Origin of the sequence: Streptomyces sp. BK79, from assembly GCF_044142145.1 — a bacterium.
In the GTDB taxonomy this organism is placed as follows: domain Bacteria; phylum Actinomycetota; class Actinomycetes; order Streptomycetales; family Streptomycetaceae; genus Streptomyces.
Map to the genome: position 1 here is coordinate 167,127 of NZ_JBHVOC010000013.1, position 22,391 is coordinate 189,517.

Annotated in this window: 19 protein-coding genes; 14 read left to right on the plus strand and 5 right to left on the minus strand. The window is 72.5% G+C overall.

What is annotated here, in order from left to right; genetic code table 11:
• Nucleotides 1-154: 154 nt before the first annotated feature.
• Nucleotides 155-622: an RDD family protein gene (locus ACFIF2_RS18220; RefSeq protein ID WP_395573784.1), complete on the minus strand. Its 468-nt coding sequence runs from the start codon at nt 620-622 to the stop codon at nt 155-157.
• Nucleotides 623-865: 243 nt separating this feature from the next.
• Here ACFIF2_RS18220 and glnA point away from each other — a divergent pair, with 243 nt between their 5' ends.
• Together glnA and ACFIF2_RS18230 are read left to right on the plus strand one after the other, a co-directional pair.
• Nucleotides 866-2,275 (plus strand): type I glutamate--ammonia ligase, encoded by a 1,410-nt coding sequence (gene glnA, locus ACFIF2_RS18225; protein WP_395573786.1) that lies wholly within the window; start codon nt 866-868, stop codon nt 2,273-2,275.
• Between the two features lie 171 nt (nt 2,276-2,446).
• The gene (locus tag ACFIF2_RS18230) at nt 2,447-2,710 is read left to right on the plus strand and encodes a hypothetical protein (RefSeq protein WP_395573788.1); all 264 of its coding nucleotides are present in this window, start codon (nt 2,447-2,449) and stop codon (nt 2,708-2,710) included.
• Between the two features lie 42 nt (nt 2,711-2,752).
• Here ACFIF2_RS18230 and ACFIF2_RS18235 read toward each other — a convergent pair whose 3' ends face one another.
• Nucleotides 2,753-3,067: a hypothetical protein gene (locus tag ACFIF2_RS18235; protein ID WP_395573790.1), complete on the minus strand. Its 315-nt coding sequence runs from the start codon at nt 3,065-3,067 to the stop codon at nt 2,753-2,755.
• A gap of 175 nt (nt 3,068-3,242) precedes the next feature.
• On the opposite strand from ACFIF2_RS18235, the gene ACFIF2_RS18240 reads away from it, so the two are divergent.
• The 9 genes from ACFIF2_RS18240 to ACFIF2_RS18280 all read left to right on the plus strand — a co-directional run bounded on the left by ACFIF2_RS18240 (nt 3,243) and on the right by ACFIF2_RS18280 (nt 12,518).
• The gene (locus tag ACFIF2_RS18240) at nt 3,243-3,602 is read left to right on the plus strand and encodes an arsenate reductase family protein (protein WP_395573792.1); all 360 of its coding nucleotides are present in this window, start codon (nt 3,243-3,245) and stop codon (nt 3,600-3,602) included.
• Nucleotides 3,603-3,660: 58 nt separating this feature from the next.
• Nucleotides 3,661-4,584: a hypothetical protein gene (locus ACFIF2_RS18245; RefSeq protein WP_395573794.1), complete on the plus strand. Its 924-nt coding sequence runs from the start codon at nt 3,661-3,663 to the stop codon at nt 4,582-4,584.
• 98 nt (nt 4,585-4,682) lie between these two features.
• Nucleotides 4,683-5,381: a hypothetical protein gene (locus ACFIF2_RS18250; RefSeq protein WP_395573796.1), complete on the plus strand. Its 699-nt coding sequence runs from the start codon at nt 4,683-4,685 to the stop codon at nt 5,379-5,381.
• Between the two features lie 206 nt (nt 5,382-5,587).
• Nucleotides 5,588-6,619: a glutamine synthetase gene (gene glnII, locus ACFIF2_RS18255; RefSeq protein WP_395573798.1), complete on the plus strand. Its 1,032-nt coding sequence runs from the start codon at nt 5,588-5,590 to the stop codon at nt 6,617-6,619.
• Nucleotides 6,620-7,024: 405 nt separating this feature from the next.
• On the plus strand, nt 7,025-7,645 hold the full coding sequence (locus ACFIF2_RS18260) for a winged helix-turn-helix domain-containing protein (protein WP_395573800.1): 621 nt from the start codon (nt 7,025-7,027) through the stop codon (nt 7,643-7,645).
• 60 nt (nt 7,646-7,705) lie between these two features.
• The gene (locus ACFIF2_RS18265) at nt 7,706-8,707 is read left to right on the plus strand and encodes an SDR family oxidoreductase (RefSeq protein ID WP_395573802.1); all 1,002 of its coding nucleotides are present in this window, start codon (nt 7,706-7,708) and stop codon (nt 8,705-8,707) included.
• A 278-nt stretch (nt 8,708-8,985) separates the two neighbouring features.
• The gene (locus ACFIF2_RS18270) at nt 8,986-10,260 is read left to right on the plus strand and encodes a sensor histidine kinase (RefSeq protein WP_395573804.1); all 1,275 of its coding nucleotides are present in this window, start codon (nt 8,986-8,988) and stop codon (nt 10,258-10,260) included.
• A complete protein-coding gene (locus ACFIF2_RS18275; protein WP_395573806.1) occupies nt 10,245-10,898 on the plus strand; it encodes a LuxR C-terminal-related transcriptional regulator in 654 nt (217 codons plus the stop codon). The genes ACFIF2_RS18270 and ACFIF2_RS18275 overlap by 16 nt, the downstream gene beginning before the upstream one ends.
• A 144-nt stretch (nt 10,899-11,042) precedes the next feature.
• The gene (locus tag ACFIF2_RS18280; protein WP_395573808.1) at nt 11,043-12,518 is read left to right on the plus strand and encodes a DUF1996 domain-containing protein; all 1,476 of its coding nucleotides are present in this window, start codon (nt 11,043-11,045) and stop codon (nt 12,516-12,518) included.
• A 98-nt stretch (nt 12,519-12,616) separates the two neighbouring features.
• Here ACFIF2_RS18280 and ACFIF2_RS18285 read toward each other — a convergent pair whose 3' ends face one another.
• Nucleotides 12,617-13,045, minus strand: a complete 429-nt coding sequence (locus ACFIF2_RS18285) for a hypothetical protein (RefSeq protein ID WP_395573810.1) — start codon at nt 13,043-13,045, stop codon at nt 12,617-12,619.
• 137 nt (nt 13,046-13,182) lie between these two features.
• Between ACFIF2_RS18285 and ACFIF2_RS18290 the strand changes: the two genes are divergently transcribed.
• From ACFIF2_RS18290 to ACFIF2_RS18300, 3 genes are all read left to right on the plus strand, one after another.
• On the plus strand, nt 13,183-13,692 hold the full coding sequence (locus ACFIF2_RS18290) for a tetratricopeptide repeat protein (RefSeq protein WP_395573812.1): 510 nt from the start codon (nt 13,183-13,185) through the stop codon (nt 13,690-13,692).
• Nucleotides 13,693-13,750: 58 nt separating this feature from the next.
• A complete protein-coding gene (locus ACFIF2_RS18295; RefSeq protein ID WP_395573814.1) occupies nt 13,751-15,682 on the plus strand; it encodes a hypothetical protein in 1,932 nt (643 codons plus the stop codon).
• A 69-nt stretch (nt 15,683-15,751) separates the two neighbouring features.
• On the plus strand, nt 15,752-16,441 hold the full coding sequence (locus tag ACFIF2_RS18300) for a TetR/AcrR family transcriptional regulator (protein ID WP_395573816.1): 690 nt from the start codon (nt 15,752-15,754) through the stop codon (nt 16,439-16,441).
• Nucleotide 16,442: 1 nt separating this feature from the next.
• On the opposite strand, the gene ACFIF2_RS18305 is transcribed toward ACFIF2_RS18300, so the two are convergent.
• Together ACFIF2_RS18305 and pulA are read right to left on the minus strand one after the other, a co-directional pair.
• The gene (locus ACFIF2_RS18305; protein WP_395573818.1) at nt 16,443-16,796 is read right to left on the minus strand and encodes a 5-carboxymethyl-2-hydroxymuconate Delta-isomerase; all 354 of its coding nucleotides are present in this window, start codon (nt 16,794-16,796) and stop codon (nt 16,443-16,445) included.
• Nucleotides 16,797-16,846: 50 nt separating this feature from the next.
• Complete coding sequence (gene pulA, locus ACFIF2_RS18310; RefSeq protein ID WP_395573820.1) at nt 16,847-22,261, minus strand: pullulanase-type alpha-1,6-glucosidase; 5,415 nt, start codon at nt 22,259-22,261, stop codon at nt 16,847-16,849.
• Nucleotides 22,262-22,391: the final 130 nt, after the last annotated feature.

The following is a 22,391-nucleotide window of genomic DNA, read 5'->3' on the forward strand; positions in this document are numbered from 1 at the left end:
CGGCACCTCAAGACGCCGGTACGGCGAGGGGGCGCCCGGAGAGATCCGGGCGCCCCCTCGCCGTACCGGTCGCTGTACCGGTCGCCGTACCGACCGGTCGCTGTACCGGTCGCCGTACCGACCGGTCGCTGTACCGGTCTCCGTACCGGCGTCGTCAGATCCGTACTTCCACGGTGCGCGCCAGCCGGTCGTGCAGGCCCCGGCCGTCGCGGTCCCAGACCAGCGCCGGGATGGCGACGCACAGCAGGACGGAGCGCAGCAGGGCGCGCACGGGGCTCGGGCGGCCCGTGCCCAGGTCCAGCACGCGCAGGCCGAAGAGGCGCTTGCCCGGGGTGAAGCCGACCGTGCCGACGGTCAGCACGCTCAGCACGAAGAAGATCAGCAGGGCCCAGTTGCCGGTCGCCTGGTCGTAGCCGTCCGTGATCAGGCCGTATGCGATCAAGAGGCACAGGGCCCAGTCCACGGCCAGCGCGCCGAGCCGCCGCCCCGGACGGGCGATCGAGCCCGGTCCCTCCTCGGGCAGCCCGAGCTGCTCACCCCGGTATCCGAGATCGGCGCCGGCCTCTTCGATGGCCGCGCGCGGCCCGGACAGCCACGATCCGATTGCTTGCCTGTTGTCCACCCGTCCACGGTACTGCGCCCGTATTTGACCACCGGACGGAGGGGTGCGAGCGGCGGCGCACGACGGGGTGTGCGGGGGGCGCAGGGGGCCTAGGCTGGAACGGAGCCGGTTAACTTCTGCGAAACAAATGGGTCACGCCCGAGAAATCACCCGTCCCTAGGGTCGAAGAAGCGTGTGCCACCCGCACTGGCCGCACGAACGATCTACCACCCCGGCGGGACGGTCGGGAGTAGGAGGAGCTGGATGTTCCAGAACGCCGACGAGGCCAAGAAGTACATCGCCGACGAGGACGTCAAGTTCGTCGACGTCCGGTTCTGCGACCTGCCGGGCGTCATGCAGCACTTCACGCTGCCCGCCGCCGCGTTCGACCCCGACGACGAGCAGGCCTTCGACGGCTCCTCGATCCGCGGCTTCCAGGCCATCCACGAGTCGGACATGTCGCTGCGCCCCGACCTGTCCACCGCGCGCGTCGACCCGTTCCGCCGGGATAAGACCCTCAACATCAACTTCTTCATCCACGACCCGATCACGGGCGAGCAGTACTCCCGCGACCCGCGGAACGTGGCGAAGAAGGCCGAGGCCTACCTCGCCTCCACCGGCATCGCGGACACGGCGTTCTTCGGCCCGGAGGCGGAGTTCTACGTCTTCGACTCCGTCCGCTTCGCCACCAGCGCGAACGAGTCCTTCTACCACATCGACTCCGAGGCCGGCGCCTGGAACACCGGTGCGCTGGAGGACAACCGCGGGTACAAGGTCCGCTACAAGGGCGGTTACTTCCCGGTCCCGCCGGTCGACCACTTCGCCGACCTGCGTGCCGAGATCTCCCTGGAGCTGGAGCGCTCCGGCCTCCAGGTCGAGCGCCAGCACCACGAGGTGGGCACCGCCGGCCAGGCCGAGATCAACTACAAGTTCAACACGCTGCTGGCCGCCGCCGACGACCTCCAGCTCTTCAAGTACATCGTGAAGAACGTGGCGTGGAAGAACGGCAAGACGGCGACCTTCATGCCGAAGCCGATCTTCGGTGACAACGGTTCGGGCATGCACGTCCACCAGTCGCTGTGGTCGAACGGCGAGCCGCTCTTCTACGACGAGCAGGGCTACGCCGGCCTGTCCGACACCGCCCGCTACTACATCGGCGGCATCCTCAAGCACGCCCCGTCGCTGCTGGCCTTCACCAACCCGACGGTGAACTCCTACCACCGCCTGGTGCCGGGCTTCGAGGCGCCGGTGAACCTGGTGTACTCGCAGCGCAACCGCTCCGCCGCGATGCGCATCCCGATCACGGGCTCGAACCCGAAGGCCAAGCGCGTCGAGTTCCGCGCCCCGGACGCCTCCGGCAACCCGTACCTGGCCTTCTCGGCGCTGCTCCTCGCGGGCCTGGACGGCATCAAGAACAAGATCGAGCCGGCCGAGCCGATCGACAAGGACCTCTACGAGCTGGCTCCCGAGGAGCACGCCAACGTGGCGCAGGTCCCGACCTCGCTGGGCGCGGTCCTGGACCGCCTGGAGGCCGACCACGAGTTCCTCCTCCAGGGCGACGTGTTCACGCCGGACCTGATCGAGACGTGGATCGACTTCAAGCGCGCCAACGAGATCGCGCCGCTGCAGCTGCGTCCGCACCCGCACGAGTTCGAGATGTACTTCGACGTGTGATCGTCTCCCGGTCGGCTCAGGCCGGCCCGGGTCGTCCGGCGCCCCCGTCCCCTGTTCGTCAGGGGGCGGGGGCGCCGTCGTCGGCCGGAAACCGCCCCTGGCGGAACCCGGCCCGGGATCATGGATACTGACACGGTTGTTCGAGTCAGGGGACGGGGAGAGGGATCGGACATGTCCGAACGGGACGACGAGGAGCGGGAGTTCGACCTGAGGTGGGCGGACGGCGCCGAGCGCAAGGAACCTTCCGCGCGGGCCCGGATGCTCGCCGCGCGCTGGAAGGAGAACCCGCCCGGACCGGTCCCCTTCCGCGCCGATCCCGAGCACGTGGGCCGCTCCGGACGCCGGTCGTCCTGGGTCTCCACCGCCGTGGTGCTGGGCTGTGTGGCGGCGGTGATCGTCCTGCTGGGGTACGCCGATTTCCGGGCGCCCTACTAGGCGCCGGACACCGCGCGGGAAGCGGCGGTGTCCGGCGTGGGCTCAGCGCGAGTACCGCATCAGCGCCCGCACCATGTGGCACGTCGTGTCCGACGGCGGGTGGACGCCGATGGTCTCGGCGGCCCTCCGTATCCGCGCGTTGCGCGCCTGTCCGGGCAGGTAGACGCCGGAGTCGAGCAGGGCGATGGCCAGGCGCATCGCCTTGAGCCGGCGGTTGTGCGTCACGTACCACTCGCGGGGGCGGCCCGCCGGCAGCGGACGCTTCTCCACGGGCTCGTACGGCAGATCGAGCAGAACGGGCCGCTTGGCGGTGGACTGGGTGGGCAACGGCTTCGGCTTCAGTGCGGCAGCGGGCACGGGCATCCTCCTGTCGCGGTCAGGGCGCCGGCCGGACCCCCCGGCGACACCCTCGAACACTGCTTCTATTTTACCGCCCACCACTGACAAAAGCCCCTGGCCACAAGGGCTTTCGGGGTCGCTGGGACGCACGGGGCGAACGGGTTTTCGCGCCCCTCGGGCTACCGTGTGCCGCATGGAGATCTGGATCAACCCGGCCTGTTCCAAGTGCCGCAGCGCGATCGGCCTGCTCGACGCCGAGGGAGCCGAGTACACCGTCCGCCGCTACCTGGAGGACGTACCGAGCGAGGACGAGATCCGCGAGGTGCTCACCCGCCTCGGCCTCGAACCCTGGGACATCACCCGCACCCAGGAGGCCGCCGCCAAGGAACTCGGCCTGAAGGACTGGGCCCGTGACGACGCGTCACGCGATCGCTGGGTCACGGCGCTCGCCGAGCACCCCGAGCTGATCCAGCGTCCGATCATCACGGCGGACGACGGAACGGCCGTGGTGGGCCGCACCGACGAGGCGGTCAGGGACGCTCTGTCCCGGTAGCACACGGAATGTCGGTCACCGCGACTCGGGGCGGTCCGCGCTGTTACCCTGCGCCGCCATGACCCACGATGATCAAGAAATCCGGTACGGCCAGCACGGCCCGCACGCCCCCTACGGACAGCAGGCGCCGTACGGACAGCAGGCGCCGTACGGACAGCAGGCGCCGTACGGGCCGTACGGGATGAACGGACCGTACGCGCCCGGGGCGGTCCAGCCGCCCCCGGAGGGCGAGCGGCACCGCATACGCAGACGCCGCCGTACCCGGCTCGCGGTGGCCGCGGCGACGGGCGGCGTGCTCGTCGCGGCCGTCGTCGCCGGCGTCTTGGCCCTTTTCGGCGACGACGACGGCGACCGCGGCGACCAGTCCGCTCCCGCGCCCGCCACGTCGGACGCCTCGCCCGCCGCCGCCCCGTCCGTCACCGCGGGCCCGCCCTCCGGCGCCCCCTCCGCCCTGCCCTCGCTGCTCGCGCGCCCGGTCGTGCGCGCCGAGCAGGCGTTCCCGGAGGCCGGCGTACGCCTGTCCGACGGCTCCCGGTACCAGCGCGTCGACGTCGCCACCACCACCGAGTGCGCCCGGGGCATGTCACCGGAGCTGGCCGCCCTGGTCGACCAGGGCGAGGGCTGCCTGCGGCTCACCACGGCCCTGTTCACGGACGCAGACCGGCGCTCGCAGGTGTCCGTGACCGTGGCGAGCTTCGCGCGCGCGGAGGACGCCGGAACGGTGTTCGCCATGGCCTCCATGGACCCGGTGACGTACCAGACGGTCTCGCTCGACCCGCCGCCCGAGGCGGGACTGCCTACGGTGCCGCCCGGGTCGGCGGGCGTCTTCCGGCGGCTGATGACCGTACGGTCGGTGGTGTTCGCCAACGGCCAGTGGGGCGACGGGGCCCAGACCGGGGAGGAGGCGCTCACCCGGCAGACCGAAGGGCTGCTCCAGTACGTCGACGACAACGTCGTCGCGTACGAACAGGGCGGCGTGTGACGCAGGTTACCCGCGCGTGTCCGCGCGACCGCTGAGCAACTCCGTTCGGTATCCCGTACATAGCGGCGTACGCTCCCCTACCTCTTCAGGAGGCGCGCATGTCGCGCAGGAGAACTCTCGGTACGAAGAAGAAGATCGCGCTCCTGGTCGGTGCCGCGACGGTGGCGGGCGGCGGGGCCTTCGTGACGGCGAACGCCTCGAACGCCGCGCAGACCACCCAGGACGCCCGGGCGAAGGCCGCTCAGGACTCCTCCGTCTGCCAGGGCCTGGCCACCGCGCTCGGCAACAACCGGCGGTTCATCGAGGGCCAGCGGGCCGATCCCGACGCGCAGTCCGAGGCGCGGATCGCCAACCGCGAGGCGGTCGTCGCGGAGATCGAGCGCCAGCAGGAGGCGTCCGGCTGCACGGTCGGGGAGTCGGCTCAGGACTCTCGGACCACGCAGCCGCCGCAGGACGGCCAGGACGCCGGTGACCAGGGGGAAAGCCAGGCAGGCGACCGCGCGGGCGACCAGGCGGGCGACCAGGCGGGTGGCGCTGCCGCGCGGGCCGGGGAGCAGGTGTGCGCCGGCTCCACCGTCACCCTCTCCGGCGAGGGCGGCGCGCCCGCCGCCTCCAGCGACCGGTTCCCGGTGGGCACCCGGCTCAAGGTGACCAACCTGGACAACGACAGGTCCACGACGGTGGAGGTCGCCTCCGTCTCCGGCAGCTGCGTGCTGCTCAACGACGCCGCGTTCGAACAGGTCCGGGAGGAGGGCAAGTTCCTGATCCGGCGGGCGCTGATCGAGAAGGTGGAGTGAGGCCCGGTCACCCCCGACCCGTTGCCGGGCCCGGCACACGTGAGAGACGCACCACACCGGGCCCAGGTAACACGGGGTTCACATACGGGCAACGGACGGGAAATCGCCTGTTGGCACGCTGCACGGCAGTAGACGCGGCGCCACGGATGCCCCAGTGCCGCAGCACCCGCAAGTGCGCCCAGACCCACCCCGAAGGATGTGTCCCCGTGACCTTCAAGGCCGAGTACATCTGGATCGACGGCACCGAGCCGACGGCCAAGCTCCGTTCCAAGACGAAGATCATCACGGACGCCCCCGCGGGTCTGGCCGCCCTGCCGGTCTGGGGCTTCGACGGCTCCTCCACCAACCAGGCCGAGGGCAGCTCCTCGGACTGCGTCCTCAAGCCGGTCTTCTCCTGCCCCGACCCGATCCGCGGCGGCGACGACATCCTGGTCCTGTGCGAGGTCCTCGACACGGACATGACGCCGCACCCGAGCAACACCCGCGCCGCGCTGGTCGAGCTGGCCGAGCGGTTCGCCGCGCAGGAACCGATCTTCGGCATCGAGCAGGAGTACACCTTCTTCAAGGGCGCCCGCCCGCTCGGCTTCCCCGAGGGCGGCTTCCCGGCCGCGCAGGGCGGCTACTACTGCGGTGTCGGCTCGGACGAGATCTTCGGCCGTGACGTCGTCGAGGCGCACCTGGACAACTGCCTCAAGGCGGGCCTCGGCATCTCCGGCATCAACGCCGAGGTCATGCCGGGCCAGTGGGAGTTCCAGGTCGGCCCGCTGTCCCCGCTGGAGGTCTCCGACCAGCTCTGGGTCGCCCGCTGGCTGCTCTACCGCACCGCCGAGGACTTCGGTGTCTCCGCGACCCTCGACCCCAAGCCGGTCAAGGGCGACTGGAACGGCGCGGGCGCGCACACCAACTTCTCCACCAAGGCGATGCGCGAGGGCTACGACGCGATCATCACCGCCGCCGAGTCGCTCGGTGAGGGCTCCAAGCCGATGGACCACGTCAAGAACTACGGCGCCGGCATCGACGACCGCCTCACCGGCCTGCACGAGACCGCCCCGTGGAACGAGTACTCCTACGGCGTCTCCGACCGCGGCGCCTCGGTCCGCATCCCGTGGCAGGTCGAGAAGGACGGCAAGGGCTACATCGAGGACCGCCGTCCGAACGCCAACGTCGACCCGTACGTGGTGACCCGCCTGCTCGTCGACACCTGCTGCACGGCGCTGGAGAAGGCCGGCCAGGTCTGATCCGTCCCGCTCGCGCGAAGGGGTGCCCGCCGTCACGGTGGGCACCCCTTCGCGCTGCCGCCGGGCCGGTGGGACGACCGGGCCGCCGGCTGTTTCCCGCCGGAGGTGTCCACGCAGTGAGAGAAGGGTCCTGCCGAGGGCGGGTCTCTGCTTCAATGGGCCCATGACCGGCTTCCGGAAGCACGACTCGACGGGTCGCCATGACCTCGAGCCCTTCTGGCCCTCCCGTCAGCACGACGACTTCGACCGGGTGTGTTGCCGCGCGACGACCGCGCCGGCCCGCTAGAAGCCGTATCCCAGGCCTTCGGCCGGCGCGCACGACGTACGTCCCGCGACGCGCCCGATCATCCACTCGCGCCCGTCGCCCCACCCGACGAACCTCTCGCGCGAAAGAGCTGACGTCTCATGGCGACCACCCGTTCCCTGTCCACCGTCCCCCTCGACTCCCCCACGCCCGTCCCCGCCCCGTCGGCTCCCGGCGCTCCCCGGCACCGGCTGCGTGCCGTCGACCGGGACGAGACGGTGGACGTCGCGGACCTGCTGCCGCCGGGCGCCACCTGGCTGCCCGCTCCCCCGCACGCCCTGCCCTCCCTGCCGGGCCGGCCGCCGATGGTCGGCTACCTGGTGCTGGTCCCGGCCGACCAGCGGCCGCTCCTCCCGTTCGGCGCGTCCGGGCCGGTACGGACGGACCCGGGTGACGACGCCGTGGGCCGGGGCGGCGGCCAGGGGGGCGACCCGCTGGTCCGGATCGACACCGCGCGACGCACCGCCGCCGTGGACGGCCGCGAACTCGACCTGACCTACCTGGAGTTCGAACTGCTCGCCCACCTCGTCACGCACCCGCACCGGGTGCACACCCGCGACCAGCTGGTGACCACGGTGTGGGGGTACGGACACGTGGGCGACGGCCGGACCGTCGACGTGCACGTGGCCCGGCTGCGCCGCAAGCTCGGCGCCGAGCACCGCCGGACGATCCAGACCGTGCGGCGGGTCGGCTACAAGTACACGCCGCCCGCCGGACGCTGAGTCTCTGCTGTCGGCAGACGGGCGTTCCCCCCGGCCGCCGTAGCGGGCACAGTGGCCTCCATGAGGCTACTGGTGCTGGGCGGTACGGAGTTCGTGGGGCGGGCCGTGGTGGAGGCGGCGCTCGGGCGCGGCTGGGAGGTGACCCTCCTCCACCGCGGACGGCACGCCCCGCCGCCGGGGGCGCGGGCGCTGCACGGCGACCGCACCGCCCCCGACGGGCTCGCCGCCCTGGCGGACGGCACGTGGGACGCCGTCGTCGACACCTGGTCGGCGGCGCCCCACGTGGTACGGGACGCGGCGCGGCTGCTGCGGGGCCGCGTCGGGCGGTACGTGTACGTGTCGAGCTGCTCGGTGTACGCGTGGGCCCCGCCCGCCGGGTACACCGAGGACGCCCCGCTCGTCGAGGGCGCCTCGGCGGACGCCGGGCCGACCGACTACGCCCGGGACAAGCGGGGCGCCGAACTCGCCGTGCTGGACGCCTTCGGCGCGGACCGCTCGGTGCTCGTCCGGGCCGGACTGATCCTCGGTCCGTACGAGAACATCGGCCGGCTGCCCTGGTGGCTGAACCGCGTCGCGCGCGGCGGCCCGGTGCTCGCGCCCGGCCCCCGGGACCTCCCCCTCCAGTACGTCGACGTCCGCGACCTCGCCGACTGGGTGCTCGGGTCGGTGGAGCGGGAGCTGGGCGGCGCCTTCAACCTGGTCTCCCCGCCGGGGCACACCACCATGGGCGCCCTGCTCGACGCCTGCGTACGGACGACGGGCGGCGCGGCGGAGCTGCGCTGGCTCGATCCCGGCACGGTCCTCGACGCCGGCATCGAGCCGTGGGGCCAGCTGCCGGTGTGGACGCCGCCGGGCAGCGAACTGCACGACGCCCTCCAGAGCGCGGACGTCTCCCGGGCCCTGGCGACGGGCCTGCGCTGCCGGCCGGCCGCCGACACCGTCGCCGACACCTGGGCCTGGCTGCGGGACATCGGCGGCACGGCACCCCGGCGCCCGGACCGGCCGCCGGTGGGACTGGACCCCGAGACGGAGGCGAAGGCGCTCGCGGCCCACGACGGCTGACCCGGCGACCGACCCGGCGACGGACCGGGCGCCGGGCCGGGTGGCGGGCCGGGTGGCGGACCCGGCGGCGGGACCGGCCGGTAGACCCGGCGGCGGACCGGCCGGTACACCCGACAACCGACCCGGCGACAGACCGGGCGCCGGGCCGGGCAGTGGACCCGGCGCCGGACCGGTCGACGGACCCGGCGGCGGGCCGGCGGGGGTGTACCTGGCACCACCCCCCGACCGGGGTGCCGGACCCAGTGCCTGAGCGCCGTCGCCTCGGCGAGACTGACGGCATGACGACGATCGAGACGAAGAGCGAAGCCCGGCGGGCCGGGCGTGGGGCACGGAACGTGGGGCTGGCGGCCGTGCGGGGACTCGCGCTGGCGTTGATCTCCCTGCCCGGCGCGGTGCTCTGCTTCTCCCTGCCCCTCGTGTCCGTCGCCCTGATCCCCGTCGGGATCGGTATCGTCACCACACCCTGGGTGCTGACCGGCGTGCGGATGTTCGCCGACTGGCGGCGGCTGCTCGCCGCGCAGTGGGGCGGGGTGCGGATCCAGCGGGCGTACCGGCCGCTGCCCGAGGGCGCCAACCCGTGGGCGCGCACCTTCGGCATGCTCAGGGACCCGGCGACCTGGCGGGACTTCCTCTGGCTCCCGGTCGACATGACGGCGGGCTTCGTCACCGCGCTGCTGGCCTTCTGCCTGCCGCTCTACCCGCTGGAGGGGTTCGTGATCGCGGCCGGGCTGTGGCGGGTCTGGTCCGACACCTACTGGTACGGCTTCGTGCCCGTCTCCGACCAGACCACCGCGCTCTACGCCGCCGCCCTGGGCGCCGTCCTCCTCGTCGCCGCGTACTGGCTCACCCCGCGCCTGCTGGACGCCCACTTCCGGCTCACCGGCGCGGTCCTCGGCTCCCACCAGGGCGAACTCGCCGAGCGGGTGCGTGTCCTGACCGAGACCCGCCGTGACGCCGTCGACACCTCCGCCGCCGAACTGCGCCGCATCGAGCGCGACCTGCACGACGGGGCGCAGGCCCGGCTGGTCGCCATGGGCATGGACCTGGGCACCATCGAGGTCCTGCTGGAGAAGGACCCCGCCAAGGCCCGGGAGCTGCTCGCGCAGGCCCGCCGGTCCTCCGCCGACGCCCTGACCGAGCTGCGGGAACTCGTGCGCGGCATCCACCCGCCGGTACTCGCCGAGCGCGGCCTCGGGGACGCCGTGCGGGCCCTGGCGCTGCGGCTGCCCGTGACGACCGAGGTGGACGTGGACCTGCGGGGCCGTGCTCAGGCGCCCGTGGAGGCGGCCGCGTACTTCGCGGTCAGCGAGATCCTCACCAACGCCGTGAAGCACTCCGGCGCCGACCGGATCTGGATCGACGCCCACCACGCCGACGGGCAGCTGCGCGTCTCCGTCACCGACAACGGCAAGGGCGGTGCGGTGAGCGCGGCGGGGTCGGGGCTGGCCGGGGTGGAGCGCCGGCTCGGTACATTCGACGGCGTCCTGGCCGTCAGCTCGCCCGCGGGCGGCCCCACCATGGTCACCATGGAGATCCCTTGCGCGTTGTCGTAGCCGAAGACCTCTTCCTGCTCCGCGAAGGACTGGTCCGGCTCCTCGAGGCCCACGACTTCGAGATCGCCGCCGCCGTCGAGACCGGCCCCGAGCTGTCCCGGGCGCTGGCCGAACTGGAGCCGGACGTCGCGGTCGTGGACGTCCGGCTGCCGCCCACCCTCACCGACGAGGGCCTGCAGTGCGCGCTCGAGGCCCGCCGCGCACGGCCGGGGCTGCCGGTCCTGGTCCTCTCCCAGCACGTGGAGCAGCTCTACGCGCGTGAGCTGCTCGCCGACGGCAGCGGCGGGGTCGGGTACCTGCTCAAGGACCGGGTGTTCGACGCGGAGCAGTTCGTGGACGCCGTACGGCGGGTGGCGGCGGGCGGTACGGCGATGGACCCGCAGGTCATCCAGCAGCTGCTCAGCCGGCGTGCGGCTCAGGACCGGCCGCTGGAGCGGCTGACGCCCCGGGAGCTGGAGGTGCTGGAGCTGATGGCCCAGGGCCGGACCAACGCCGCGATCGCCGGCAAGCTCGTCGTCACCGAGCGGGCCATCGCGAAACACACCGCCAACATCTTCGCCAAGCTGAGCCTGGAGGTCTCGGACGACGACAACCGCCGTGTCCTGGCGGTTCTGGCGTATCTGGACCACGGCCGCTGACCTGATCGCCGGTCCCACCCGTCCCACGGGCCCCGGCAATCTCCTGGCCGGGTGAACACCTCGGTGGCGGCTTCCGTATGGAGGGGAGCCGCTTCACTCCTGTCGGGCGCCCTCGCTGCCCCGCAAGGAAGTCAGAGGAGTCTCATGGGACGCACCACACGAAAACGCCGTACGCCGCTGGCCACCAAGGTCGTAGCCGGGGCGGCGGCCCTGGCGGTCGGCGGGGGCGGGCTGGTCTGGGCCAATTTCCACGCCTCGGCGCACGAGGAGAATCCGGCGCACAACCGGACGAGGTCCGCCGCCGCGCAGGTCGCGACGATCGACTGCCCCGACGTCGGCCAGCAGCTCTCCGACGTGCCGGACCGGGCCCGCGGCGAGGTGGACGGCGAACTGGCCACGATGGACAGCCAGATCACCGACGCCTATCAGCGCCTCGCCACCACGCGGCAGGCGCAGGCGGGTGACGCCCGCTACGTCGACAACGCCATCCTCGGCCCGCTCAAGGACCGGCGGAAGGCGGTCATCGACCGCATCCAGCTGGAGATCAACCGGGCGGGCGGCCGGGCCGACGACAACCTGGACGACCTGGCCCCCTGCCAGGGACAGCCCGCCGAGCAGCCGCAGGACGGCGACGGCCAGGACCAAGGCGACGGTCAGGACCAGGGTGACGGTCAGGACGACAACGGCAACGGCGCCGCGGGTCCGGTGGCGGACGACTTCATCGACATCGCCGACGTCGAGCCGAACTCCCGCAACAGCCAGAACGGCCTGGCGGCCGACGGCGACGGAGGCTCCACCGGCACCTTCACCACGGACTGCGGGGTCAACGAGAACAACCTGTTCAACAGCGACAACCTGATCGCCGCCCCGGGCGTCGACAACGGCGCGCACCACACGCACGACTACGTCGGCAACCAGGACAACGACGCCTTCTCCAGCGACGAGGACCTGGCGAACGCGGACACCTCCTGCCAGAACCAGGGCGACAGGTCCACGTACTACTGGCCGGTGCTGCGCCTCCAGGACGGCACCGCGGAGTTCGACGCGAACGAGCAGGGCGGCGGCGCCGAGGGCAACGTCGGCCGGATCCTGAAGCCGGCCCAGGCGGAGCTGAGGTTCGTCGGCAACCAGCAGGGCGACGTGGTCGCCATGCCCAGGTTCCTGCGCATCATCACCGGTGACGCCAAGTCGTTCACCAACGGCGACGCGAACGCCAACAGTTCGTGGAGCTGCACCGGCTTCGAGGACCGGCAGGTCACCGACAAGTACCCGCTGTGTCCCGAGGGCAGCCAGGTGGTGCGCACGTCGAACTTCCAGAGCTGCTGGGACGGCCAGAACATCGACAGCGCCAACCACCGGGACCACATGGCCTTCGTCCAGGAGGACGGCGGCTGCCCGAACGGCTTCCAGGCCATCCCCCAGCTCCAGGTCCGCCTGGTGTACGACATCCCCACCCCGACCGTCGAGAACGGCCAGGTCCGCAACCCGTACGCCGTGGACAGCTTCCCGGAGCAGTTGCACAAGCCGATCACCGACCACAACGACTTCATCAACGTCATGGACGAGGACCTGATGAACGAGGTCGTCGACTGCATCAACAGCGGCGAGGACTGCCAGTAGTCCCCCCTCCCCCTCGGGGGGCCGGACGGGGCCGGTGGCGTACGCGCCACCGGCCCCCTTCGTGTCCCGCCCCCACCTCCGCGCCCGCCCGTACGCTCTCAGCCGCCGTGTCCCGCGTGCCCGCCCGCGTGCGTGTCCCCGCCGTGCCGCGTGCCCTGCTCCAGGGTTCCGCCGAGCCGGCCGCGCAGCTCGGCCACGACGTCCTCGTGGCCGACGGCGACCCATTTGCGGCCGACGAGGTAGTAACCGCCGTAGTCCTTGGCGGTGTTGATCCATTCGCGCTGGCCCCGGTCGGTGGAGAAGGTGGCGAGGACGTACTTCTCGTCGCCCTTCTCGCACAGGGCCTGGCGGATGGTGTCGGCGTCGGTCTGCAGGTCCGGGGCGCACCGCGCCTCGGCGGCCAGGTGCTCCAGGCTCCCGGTCGCCGTCTCGGGCACGGCGGCCTCGCCGTCCCCGTCGGTCCCGCAGCCCGTCAGCGCCAGTACCGCCGCCGCGGCCGTCGCGAGCATCGGTCGGGTCAGCCTCATCTGTTCCTCCGGTCCGTCGTGGCGACATGCCGCGCGGAGCCCCGGCGAGGGGCTCTCGCCATCGGTACGGGCGCCGGGCGCGAAGTACTCAGGCATCCCGCTGCTCTTTTCGCCCGCGCCCGTGCGAGAGTGGCGCCGTGGACCAGGACTGGGAAGACCGAGTGACCGCCGCGTGGGCGACGTTCGACGACCACGCCGAACAGGACGCCGCCGCCTTCCGCGCGGTGATCGACGCCCTCGCCGACGAGCTGCCGCCGGACCACCCCCTCGGCCTGTTCGAGCGGGCCTGCGCCTGGGACTCCACGGGCCACTCCGACCGGGCCGTGCCCCTCTACCGTCAGGCGCTGGCGCGCGGTCTGGGCGAGGTCAGCGGCTACAAGGGCCGCCGGGCGAAGATCCAGCTCTCCAGCTCCCTGCGCAACACCGGGCACCCGGAGGAGGGCGTCAAGCTGCTGTCGCCCGAACTGCTCGCCCCCTCGGACGAGTTGGACGACGCGGTACGCGCCACCCTCGCGCTGTGCCTGTCGAGCATGGGGCGCGACCGCGAGGGCCTGTCCCTGGTGCTCGGCGCCCTCGCCCCCCATCTGCCGCGCTACCAGCGGTCGATGGCCGCCTACGCCCGGGCGCTGGTGGAGCCCGTCGACTGACCCCCGCGGGCTGACCTGGGCAAGGTGACCATCCGCCGATTCGCTCGTTCTGCTGAACGTGCAGTCACAGGATGTCGCCCCGCCCCCCGCACCGTCCTCCGTCTCCCCGGCCGGCCCGGTCGTCGACGTCGAGCAGGCCGAGGCCGCGCTCGTCGAGCACTATCCGCGCCTGGTCCGGCTCGCCTACCTGGTGCTGCCGCCGGGCCTCGGCCGGAGCCGCCGCGTCCTGACCGCGCACGCCCTCACCCAGCGCGCGCTGCCCCGCAACCGCACCACGCCCCCCGCGATCCCGGCCCAGGCGACCGGCCGCGACACCGACCCCGGTTACGCCCTGGTCCGCCTGCGGGTCATCCGTACGGCGCTGGAGGCGGGGCTCCCGCTCAGGCGGCGGGCGTGGCCCAAGCGGTCCCAGCTGCCGCCGCTGCTGCCCCGGGTGCGCGGACTCAAGCTCTTCCCCCGCTCCGGCGGCGCCGACGAACTCGCCCTGGACCAGCGGCTGTCCGCCCTGTCCGCGCCGGGCCGGGCGGCGTACGTGCTGCGCGGCCTGGAGAACCTCTCCGACGCCGCGGTACGGCAGCTGCTCGCAGCCGCCGGGGTCACGGACGCGGACGCCGCGCTGCGGGAGGCCGACGAGGTGCCGGGCCAGTACGCGCTGCTCGGCTCCCCCGAGTTCGACCCCTGCTCGCTGCAGGCCCGGCCGACCGACCTGATGCGCCGCCGGCAGCACACGAAGGCCGCGCTGGTCGCCGGGGCGGCGCTGGTGGTGTGCGGGGCGCTGCTGGGCCTGCCCGGCGACGGCTGGGGCCCGGACGGCGCCGCCGCCCCGCCCTACGCCCGGAACCCGGCGGCCGAGGCCGCGCTCGACCCCGCGAAGCTGACCAAGGCCGCCCCGGCCGCGTGGAAGACGTCCGCGCGCACCGACTTCTCGGTGTGGCCGGCGCGCGGTGACCTCACCGGTGACGCGGAGCTGCTGCGCCGCGCCCTCGCCGTGTGGGCCCGGCCCGGCGAGAACGTGGGCGTCTCGGCGACCCCGGGCACGCCGACCGGCGGACCGTCGGGCCCGCCCCGGCTGCTGTACGCCGGGACCGTGGACAACGCGCGCATCGTGATCCTGCACGACGGTCTGCGCATCGCCCGGTACGCCGAGCCGAGGGACGGTACGGCCGGTGCCGCCCTGGACTTCGCGCGCACCGACGGCGCGGGCCGGGCCGAGGCGAACGCGGTGGTCCTGGGCCGGGCCGACGGCAACGTCCGCTACCTGACGGCGCCCTGGGTGACGAAGGCGGCGGGCCGGGACCTCACCGAGCCGGACGCCGAGGCCCGGGAGCTGACGCTCACCGACGGCGTGACCTCGCCGGTGGCGAGCCCGGTGCGGGAGCAGTCCGGCGGGTGCGCGTCCTGGAACGCGCTGGAGCTGACCGACGGCTCGGCCACCCGCCTGGTGACCGACCTCGGCGAGCTGGTGCCGGCCCGGCTCACGACCGGCCGTCCGGGCTCCGCCGAGGACGCCTCGGGGCCGAAGGCGCTGGACGCCTGGGCGCCGTACGCCTGCTCGTTGGGCGCGGTGCGGGGGCAGGGCGTGCGGTCGGTGAACGCCTGGGAGTTCGCGACGCAGCCGCTGCCCGACGCGAGCGGCTCGGCCGCCTGGGTGTGCACCCGGGCCGAGACCTGGCGGGGCGACGGGGCGCGGGTCATGGCCCAGTTCCGGACGCCGGGCGGGGCGCAGGGGGCGGTGGCGGCGAAGGCGCAGGACGTACCGGCGTGCGGCGAGCGCGATCCGCAGGTGCTGGCCGGGGTGCTGTGGAAGTCGGAGGGCGGGCACTGGTACCTGCTCGCCGCCGGCGGCCGTGACACGAGGTCGGTCGCGGCGACGGGCGGCGTCGACGGCTCCGCCGACGGAAACCTGCTGACGGCGAAGGCGGAACAGGGCGCGCGGGCGGAGCTGAAGGGCACCCTGGCCGACGGCCGCACCATCGGCGGGCTGCGCTAGCCGGACATGTGAACACCGATGGCCGGTCCGGCCCGTTCGGGGGCCGGATTCGATCGGTAAGGTGTTCGTATGACTACCGGGGTACGCCGCAGGATGGGCGTCGAGGAACGGCGGCAGCAGCTGATCGGCGTCGCCCTCGACCTGTTCAGCCGCCGCTCGCCCGATGAGGTCTCCATCGACGAGATAGCGTCGGCCGCCGGCATCTCCCGACCGCTGGTCTACCACTACTTCCCCGGCAAACTCAGCCTGTACGAGGCAGCGTTGCGGCGCGCCTCGGACGATCTCGCGGCCCGGTTCGCGGAGCCCAGACAGGGTCCGCTGGGGGCGCGGCTGCTGCGCGTCATGGGCCGCTACTTCGACTTCGTCGACGAGCACGGCCCCGGTTTCTCGGCGCTGATGCGCGGCGGTCCGGCCGTCGGCTCGTCGACGACCAACGCGCTCGTGGACTCCGTACGGCAGGCCGCGTACGTCCAGATCCTCGCGCATCTGGACGTCAGTGATCCGCCCGCGCGCCTGGAACTGGTCGTCCGCTCCTGGATCTCCCTGGCCGAGTCCACGGCCCTGATCTGGCTCGACGGGCGCCGCATCCCGCGCGCCGAGCTGGAGCTCCAGCTCGTGCACGACTTCGCCGCGCTGACGGCGGTGAGCGCCGCCTACGACGAGGAGATGGGCGCCCTGCTGCGCCGCGTCCTCGCCGAGGAGCCGGCCGACGGCCCCTTCGGGGACCTGGTCGGCCGGCTGACCGCGCTGGCGTCGTAGCTCAGACCTCGGCCTTGCGGTAGGACGGGTCGAGGTCGCGCACCTCCGCCGACAGGTGCAGGGTGACCCCGTCCCTCGGCTCGACGTGCTTGCGCAGCAGCTCCACCACGGCCTCGGTGAGCTGCGCCTTCGTCTCGTCGCTGCGTCCGGCGAGCAGGGCGATCGACACGTTCACGATGGCGTGCCTCTCCTTGTCGGCGCCGACGACGTCCTCCTCGCCGCGCAGGACCCGCGTCTTGCACGCCTCCAGCCGGGCGGCGGCCGTCTCGACGACCACCGGGTGCAGCGCGACCGCCAGCTCCTCCCAGTCGATGTCGTCCAGCCAGGCGGAACGCTCGATGGTGATCTGCGGCATGGGTGCTCCTCTTCTACGGCGGACAGGAGCACCCTAACCGCAGCGTGCCGCTAGCCCGCGCGGGTGAAGACCGCCACCGTGCGGGCCGGGACCGTGAAGGTGCCCGACTCCCGCGCGTAGGCCGCCCGCCGCACGACGGGGTCCGCTCCGGACGCCTGCACCGGGTGCAGTCGGTAGCCGGTCCCGGCGGCCTCGCCCACCCGCTGCCGCTGCTCCTGCGGGGTCGCGTTGAAGACGACGACCAGGTCACCGAGGCGCACGGTGATCACGCCGGGTGTCTCGTCCTTCCCGGAGAGCGGGAAGGAGAGCCGGGACTGCACCCGCTGCGCCGTGCCGAGCGAGAAGTCCCGCTCGCTCGTCCGGATCCGCAGCAGGTCGCCGTACGCCGCCGAGGCCGCCGTGATCTGGGGGCAACCGGTCTTGACCGCGCCCAGCAGCGGCTTGGCGTAGGGCCACTTGTCCCGGTTGTCGGCCGCCGGCGGCAGACCGCGGCCGAAGCCGTTGCCGTCGGCGCAGTTCCAGTGGACGGCGTTGAACCAGTCGCCGCTGTCGTAGGAGTTGCGGTCCAGCGACTTGGAGCGCAGCAGGTCGGTGCCGGCCTGGGAGAGCGCCGGGCCCTGGGAGAGGGCGGCGGTCGCCATGGCGAGCACCTGCATGCGCGCCCGGTCGTCGGCGGACGTGTCCTTCGGCAGCTTGAAGGCCAGCGCGTCGAACAGCGTCTCGTTGTCGTGCGCGTCGGCGTAGGCGAGGGCGTCGCCGGGGGCCTTCGCGTAGCCGGCGGGGGCGCCGTTGTAGTCGACCTCGGAGCCCTTGACCTCCTTGCCGTCGGTGTCCGTGAAGGTGTAGTCGGCGAGGTTGCCGGTCAGGCCGACCTTGATGAGGTCCTGGTAGTGCAGGAGGCGGGCCTTCTGCTCGGCCGGGGTGCCGTTCGCCTTCGAGCCGTTGGGCTCGGTGAACAGGCCGGAGGCGAAGCCCTGGACGCCGGGGTCCTCGTCGAAGGGGCCGCCGCCGCGCACGGCGTCGCGGGCGCGGTCGGAGAAAGTCGCGATGCCGGTGCCGGCCATGTTCTTCTGGGTGGCCTGCGTGAAGCGGGCGTCGTCGGCGACCTCGCCGAAGTTCCAGCCCTCGCCGTACAGGATGATCTTCTTGCCGTCGACGCCGTCCTCGGCGAGGGTCAGCTCGTCCAGCGCCTTCCTGACCGCGAGGATGTTCTCCTTCGGGTGGTGGCCCATGAGGTCGAATCGGAAGCCGTCGACCTTGTACTCCTTGGCCCAGGTGACGACCGAGTCGACGACGAACTTGCCCATCATGGCGTTCTCGGTGGCGGTATTGGCGCAGCAGGTGCTGTTCGCCACCGAGCCGTCGGCCAGCAGCCGCTGGTAGTAGCCGGGGACGATCCGGTCCAGGACGCTGGTCCGCGCCTGGCCGCTCGCCGCCGTGTGGTTGTAGACGACGTCCATGACGACCCGCAGGCCGTCGTCGTTCAGCGCCTTGACCATCTCGCGGAACTCGACCGTGCGGGCGGTGCCGTCCGGGTCGGTGGCGTAGGAGCCCTCGGGGACCGTGTAGTGGTACGGGTCGTAGCCCCAGTTGTAGGCGTCCTTCGCCGCCGCCTTCGCCACGCACTCCTGCTGCTTCTCGGAGTCGGCGGGGAACGCGGCGAGGTCGCAGTCGACGCCGGCCTGGTCGGACTTCCGCTCCGGGATCGTGGCGATGTCGAACGCCGGCAGCAGGTGCACGTACGAGGTGCCGTCCTCGGCCAGCTCGCGCAGGTGCCGGGAGCCGTCGCTCCCGTCGTCGGTGAAGGCGAGGTAGGTGCCCCGGTGGTCCGGGTCCGCCGTGCGGTCCGCGACGGAGAAGTCGCGGATGTGCAGCTCCTGGATCTGGGCGTCCCTGAGCGGCACGGCCTCGGGCTTGCGGTAGCCGTCCCAGCCGCGCGGGGCGAGCGAGCGGTCGGCCAGGTCGACGACGAGGCTGCGCTCGGAGTCGGTGGTCAGGGCGAGCGAGTAGGGGTCGGTGACCTTGTTGGTGACGACCTCCCCGGCCTCGGGCGCCCACACCTTGACGGCGTAGTGGTAGGCCTCGCCCTTCCAGGACTTCGGGCCGGTCACCGACCAGACGCCGGTGTCGTCGTCGCGGCGCATCGGGACCGTGCGGTCGCCGATCTCCAGCTCCACGTCCTGCGCGGTCGGCGCCCACACCGAGAGGGTGGGGCGGCCGTGGCGGAAGACCGGACCGAGGTCGGCCTTCACGGCGTCGGCCGCGTACAGGTCGTCCAGGACGCCGCCGGTCTGCACACCGGTCGCCGCGAGCACGGCGCCGTTGGCCGCGCGCTGGGAAGCGACGACCTGGCCGCGCAGGGCCGCGCGCACCAGGTCGCGGTCACGCGGGTCGACGGTCCAGGCGGTGTACTCCTTCAGGTGCGGGAACTTCGCCTTCTGGGCGTCGGTGAGGGTGGTACCGGACAGGCGGAGCCACTGCTCGTCGTCACCGGTGAGGGTGCCGTCCACGGCCTCGACGGAGCCGGTGCGGGAGGCGAGGAGCTGGGTGGAGGCGGCGCCTGCGGAGCCGTTCCAGGCGACGGTGTCGCGGTCGATCCAGACGGCCTTGGAGGTGCTGAGGTCGACGGCCGCCGCCGATCCGGCCGGCTGCGGCAGCAGGTACTTCTCCTCGCCGCTCAGCAGCCACACCTCATGACCGTCGGCCTTGAGGTCCAGGGCCTGGTCGGTGGGCAGGTCCTTCTCGTCGCCCTTGTGGACGATGTAGCCGAGGCTCGTGGCGCCCTCGGTGAGGGGTACTTCGAAGACCGCGCCGTAGGGGTCGGTCCTGACCGGCGTCAACGGCTTCGACCAGTCGGTGGGGTTCGCGGCGCCGCCCCAGACGTGCAGGCCCCAGCCGTCGTAGTTCCCGTCGGCGCGGTGGTAGTGCAGGACGGCCTTGGTGGTGTCCGGGGCCGGATGGCCGGGCCGTTCCGTGACGACCTGCTCCTTGCCCTGCTCGATCCACACCTCGCCGGTCCGGGTGACGTCGATGGTGCGGTCGGCGGCGACGTCCTTGCCGCCCTCCTTGTCGATCACGAGGAAGCTGACGTCGGAGGCGCCCGGCTTCAGCTTGACGTAGGCGAAGGCGCCGTAGGCGTCGCGGCCGGTGAAGGGGTGGCTGGCCGGCCACTCGGTGGCCTCGCCCTCGGCGAGGTCGCCCCAGGCGTACAGGCCCCAGTCGTCGTAGTTCCCGTCCTCGCGCTTGTAGTGGACGATCGCGTAGTCGCGGGAGGCGGCGGTGGGCGGCTGCTCGACGGGCGGGGTGCCGGTCGTCGAGGCGGCCGTCGTGCTCGCGGTACGGCCCGCCGAGTCGATCACGACCGCCTTGTAGCGCAGGGCGGTGCCGGCGGGGGTGTCCCCGGCGATGGTGTGGGTGACCTTGTAGGGGGCGTGGTCGGCGGAGCCGAGGGTGCGCCACTTGCCGTCGCCGGTCTGGGCGGCGAAGACGACGCGGTTCAGCTGCCCGCCCGTGACGTCGGCGGTCACCTCGACGGTGCCGGTGGCGCCGGGCTCGGGGGCGGTGAGGGTGACGGCCGGTTTCGTGGCGGGCTCGGCGAGCCGGCCCGCGGCCTTGAGGACGATCGCCGATCCGGCCGGGACGGTGACCGTGACCTTCTTGTCGGCGCCGGACCGCACGGTGGCGTCGGTGCCGTAGACGCCCCGGAAGGCCATGTCCGCCGAGCCGGTCGCGAAGGTGGCCGTCCTCGCCTCGTCGGCGTTGTTGAGGGCGACCACGTACTCGGTGCCGCGGGCGGCGTCCGTGCGGGAGAAGGCGTAGACGCCGGCGCCGTCGGCCGCGTACCGCTCGGTCTGGACGCCGTCGGCGAGGGCCGGGTGGGCCTTGCGGAGCTGGGCGAGGGCGCGGATCTGCCGGTACAGGGGCGCGCCGGTGTCGTAGGCGGCCTCGGCGTGGGTGCGGTCGGTGCCGAGCTGGTCGTCGTCCAGGTAGTCGGCGGTGCGGGAGGCGAACATCGGCTGGCGGGCGTCCTTGTCGCCGCCCGCGCCGGTGAAGCCCTGCTCGTCGCCGTAGTAGATCACCGGGTTGCCGCGGCTGAGGAACATCAGCTCGTTGGCGAGCCTGCCCTTCTTCAGCAGTTCGGCGTCGCCGGCCTTCGGGTCGTCCTGCTTGAGGAAGGTGCCGAAGCGGCCCATGTCGTGGTTGCCGAGGAAGGTGACCTGCTCGTAGGCGTTGGCCTTGTCGGTCGTGTACTTCCAGTCGTCACCGAAGACGGCGGCGAGTTTCCGGGCGCTGCCGCCCTGGGAGGCGTAGGCGCGGGCGGCGTCCTGGAAGGGGAAGTCGAGCGTGGAGTCCAGGCGGCCCTGGGTGACGTACGGGGAGGTGACGGCGGTGTCGGCGGAGTAGACCTCGCCGAACATGAAGAAGTCGTCGCGGCCCTTCTTCGCCGCGTAGGCGTCCAGCGCGGTGGCCCACTGGGTCCAGAACTCCATGTTGACGTGCTTCACGGTGTCGATCCGGAAGCCGTCGATGCCGAAGTCCTTCACCCACCGCTGGTAGATCTTCTCCATGCCGTCGACGACCTCGGGACGTTCGGTCCACAGGTCGTCGAGGCCGGAGAAGTCGCCGTACGTGGTGGACTCGCCGGCCCAGGTGGAGTCGCCCCGGTTGTGGTACATCGTGGGGTCGTTGAGCCAGGACGGGATCTTGAGGTTCTTCTTGTCGGCCGGGACCGTCGGCGTGCGCGGGAAGGAGCCGGTGTCCACGCGCGGGAAGCGGCGCTCGCCGTCCGCGTAGTCGGCGTCGTCGAAGGGCCGCCCGTCCTTGGTCAGGTACGGGAAGGCGCCCTTGGAGAGGTAGTCGTAGGACTTCTCCTCGTAGTCGACGACGTCTGCGGTGTGATTGGTGATGACGTCGAAGAAGACCTTCATGCCCTTGGCGTGCGCCTTGGAGATCAGGTTCTTGAGGTCCTGGTTGGTGCCGAAGTGCGGGTCGACCTGGGTGAAGTCGGTGATCCAGTAGCCGTGGTAGCCGGCGGAGGCGTTCGCGCCGGTGCCCTGCACGGGCTGGTTCTTGAAGATGGGCGCCATCCACAGGGAGGTGGTCCCCAGGCCCTTGATGTAGTCGAGCCGGTCGGTGAGGCCCTTGAGGTCGCCGCCCTGGTAGAAGCCCTTGTCGGCGGGGTCGTGGCCGGTGGCGAGGCGGGTGCCGGTCAGGCCGCCCTTGTCGTTGCGGGTGTCGCCGTTGGCGAAGCGGTCCGGCAGGACGAAGTAGAACTGCTCGCGGGTGAGGTCGTGGCGCGCGGCGGCCTGGGCGAGCTTGGCGTCCGACGGGGGTGCGGGCGGGGCGTCCGCCCGCGCGGTGAGCGGTGGGAGGAGGGTCGCCGCGACGGCGGTCGCGGCAACGGCCGCGATCCGTGCGGTGGCGGCGGTGCGGCGCCGCGAGGGCGCCGGCCATCTCGGTGTCACAGCGGTGAACTCCTTGCGCTTGCGGCTCGATCGGGTCCGACCCCGGCGTGACGGTAGCGCTGACGCAAGGCTTGCAGCAAGGGTCGTGAAAGTAACGGAAAGGAATTTCACGCGACCTCACGACCCTTGC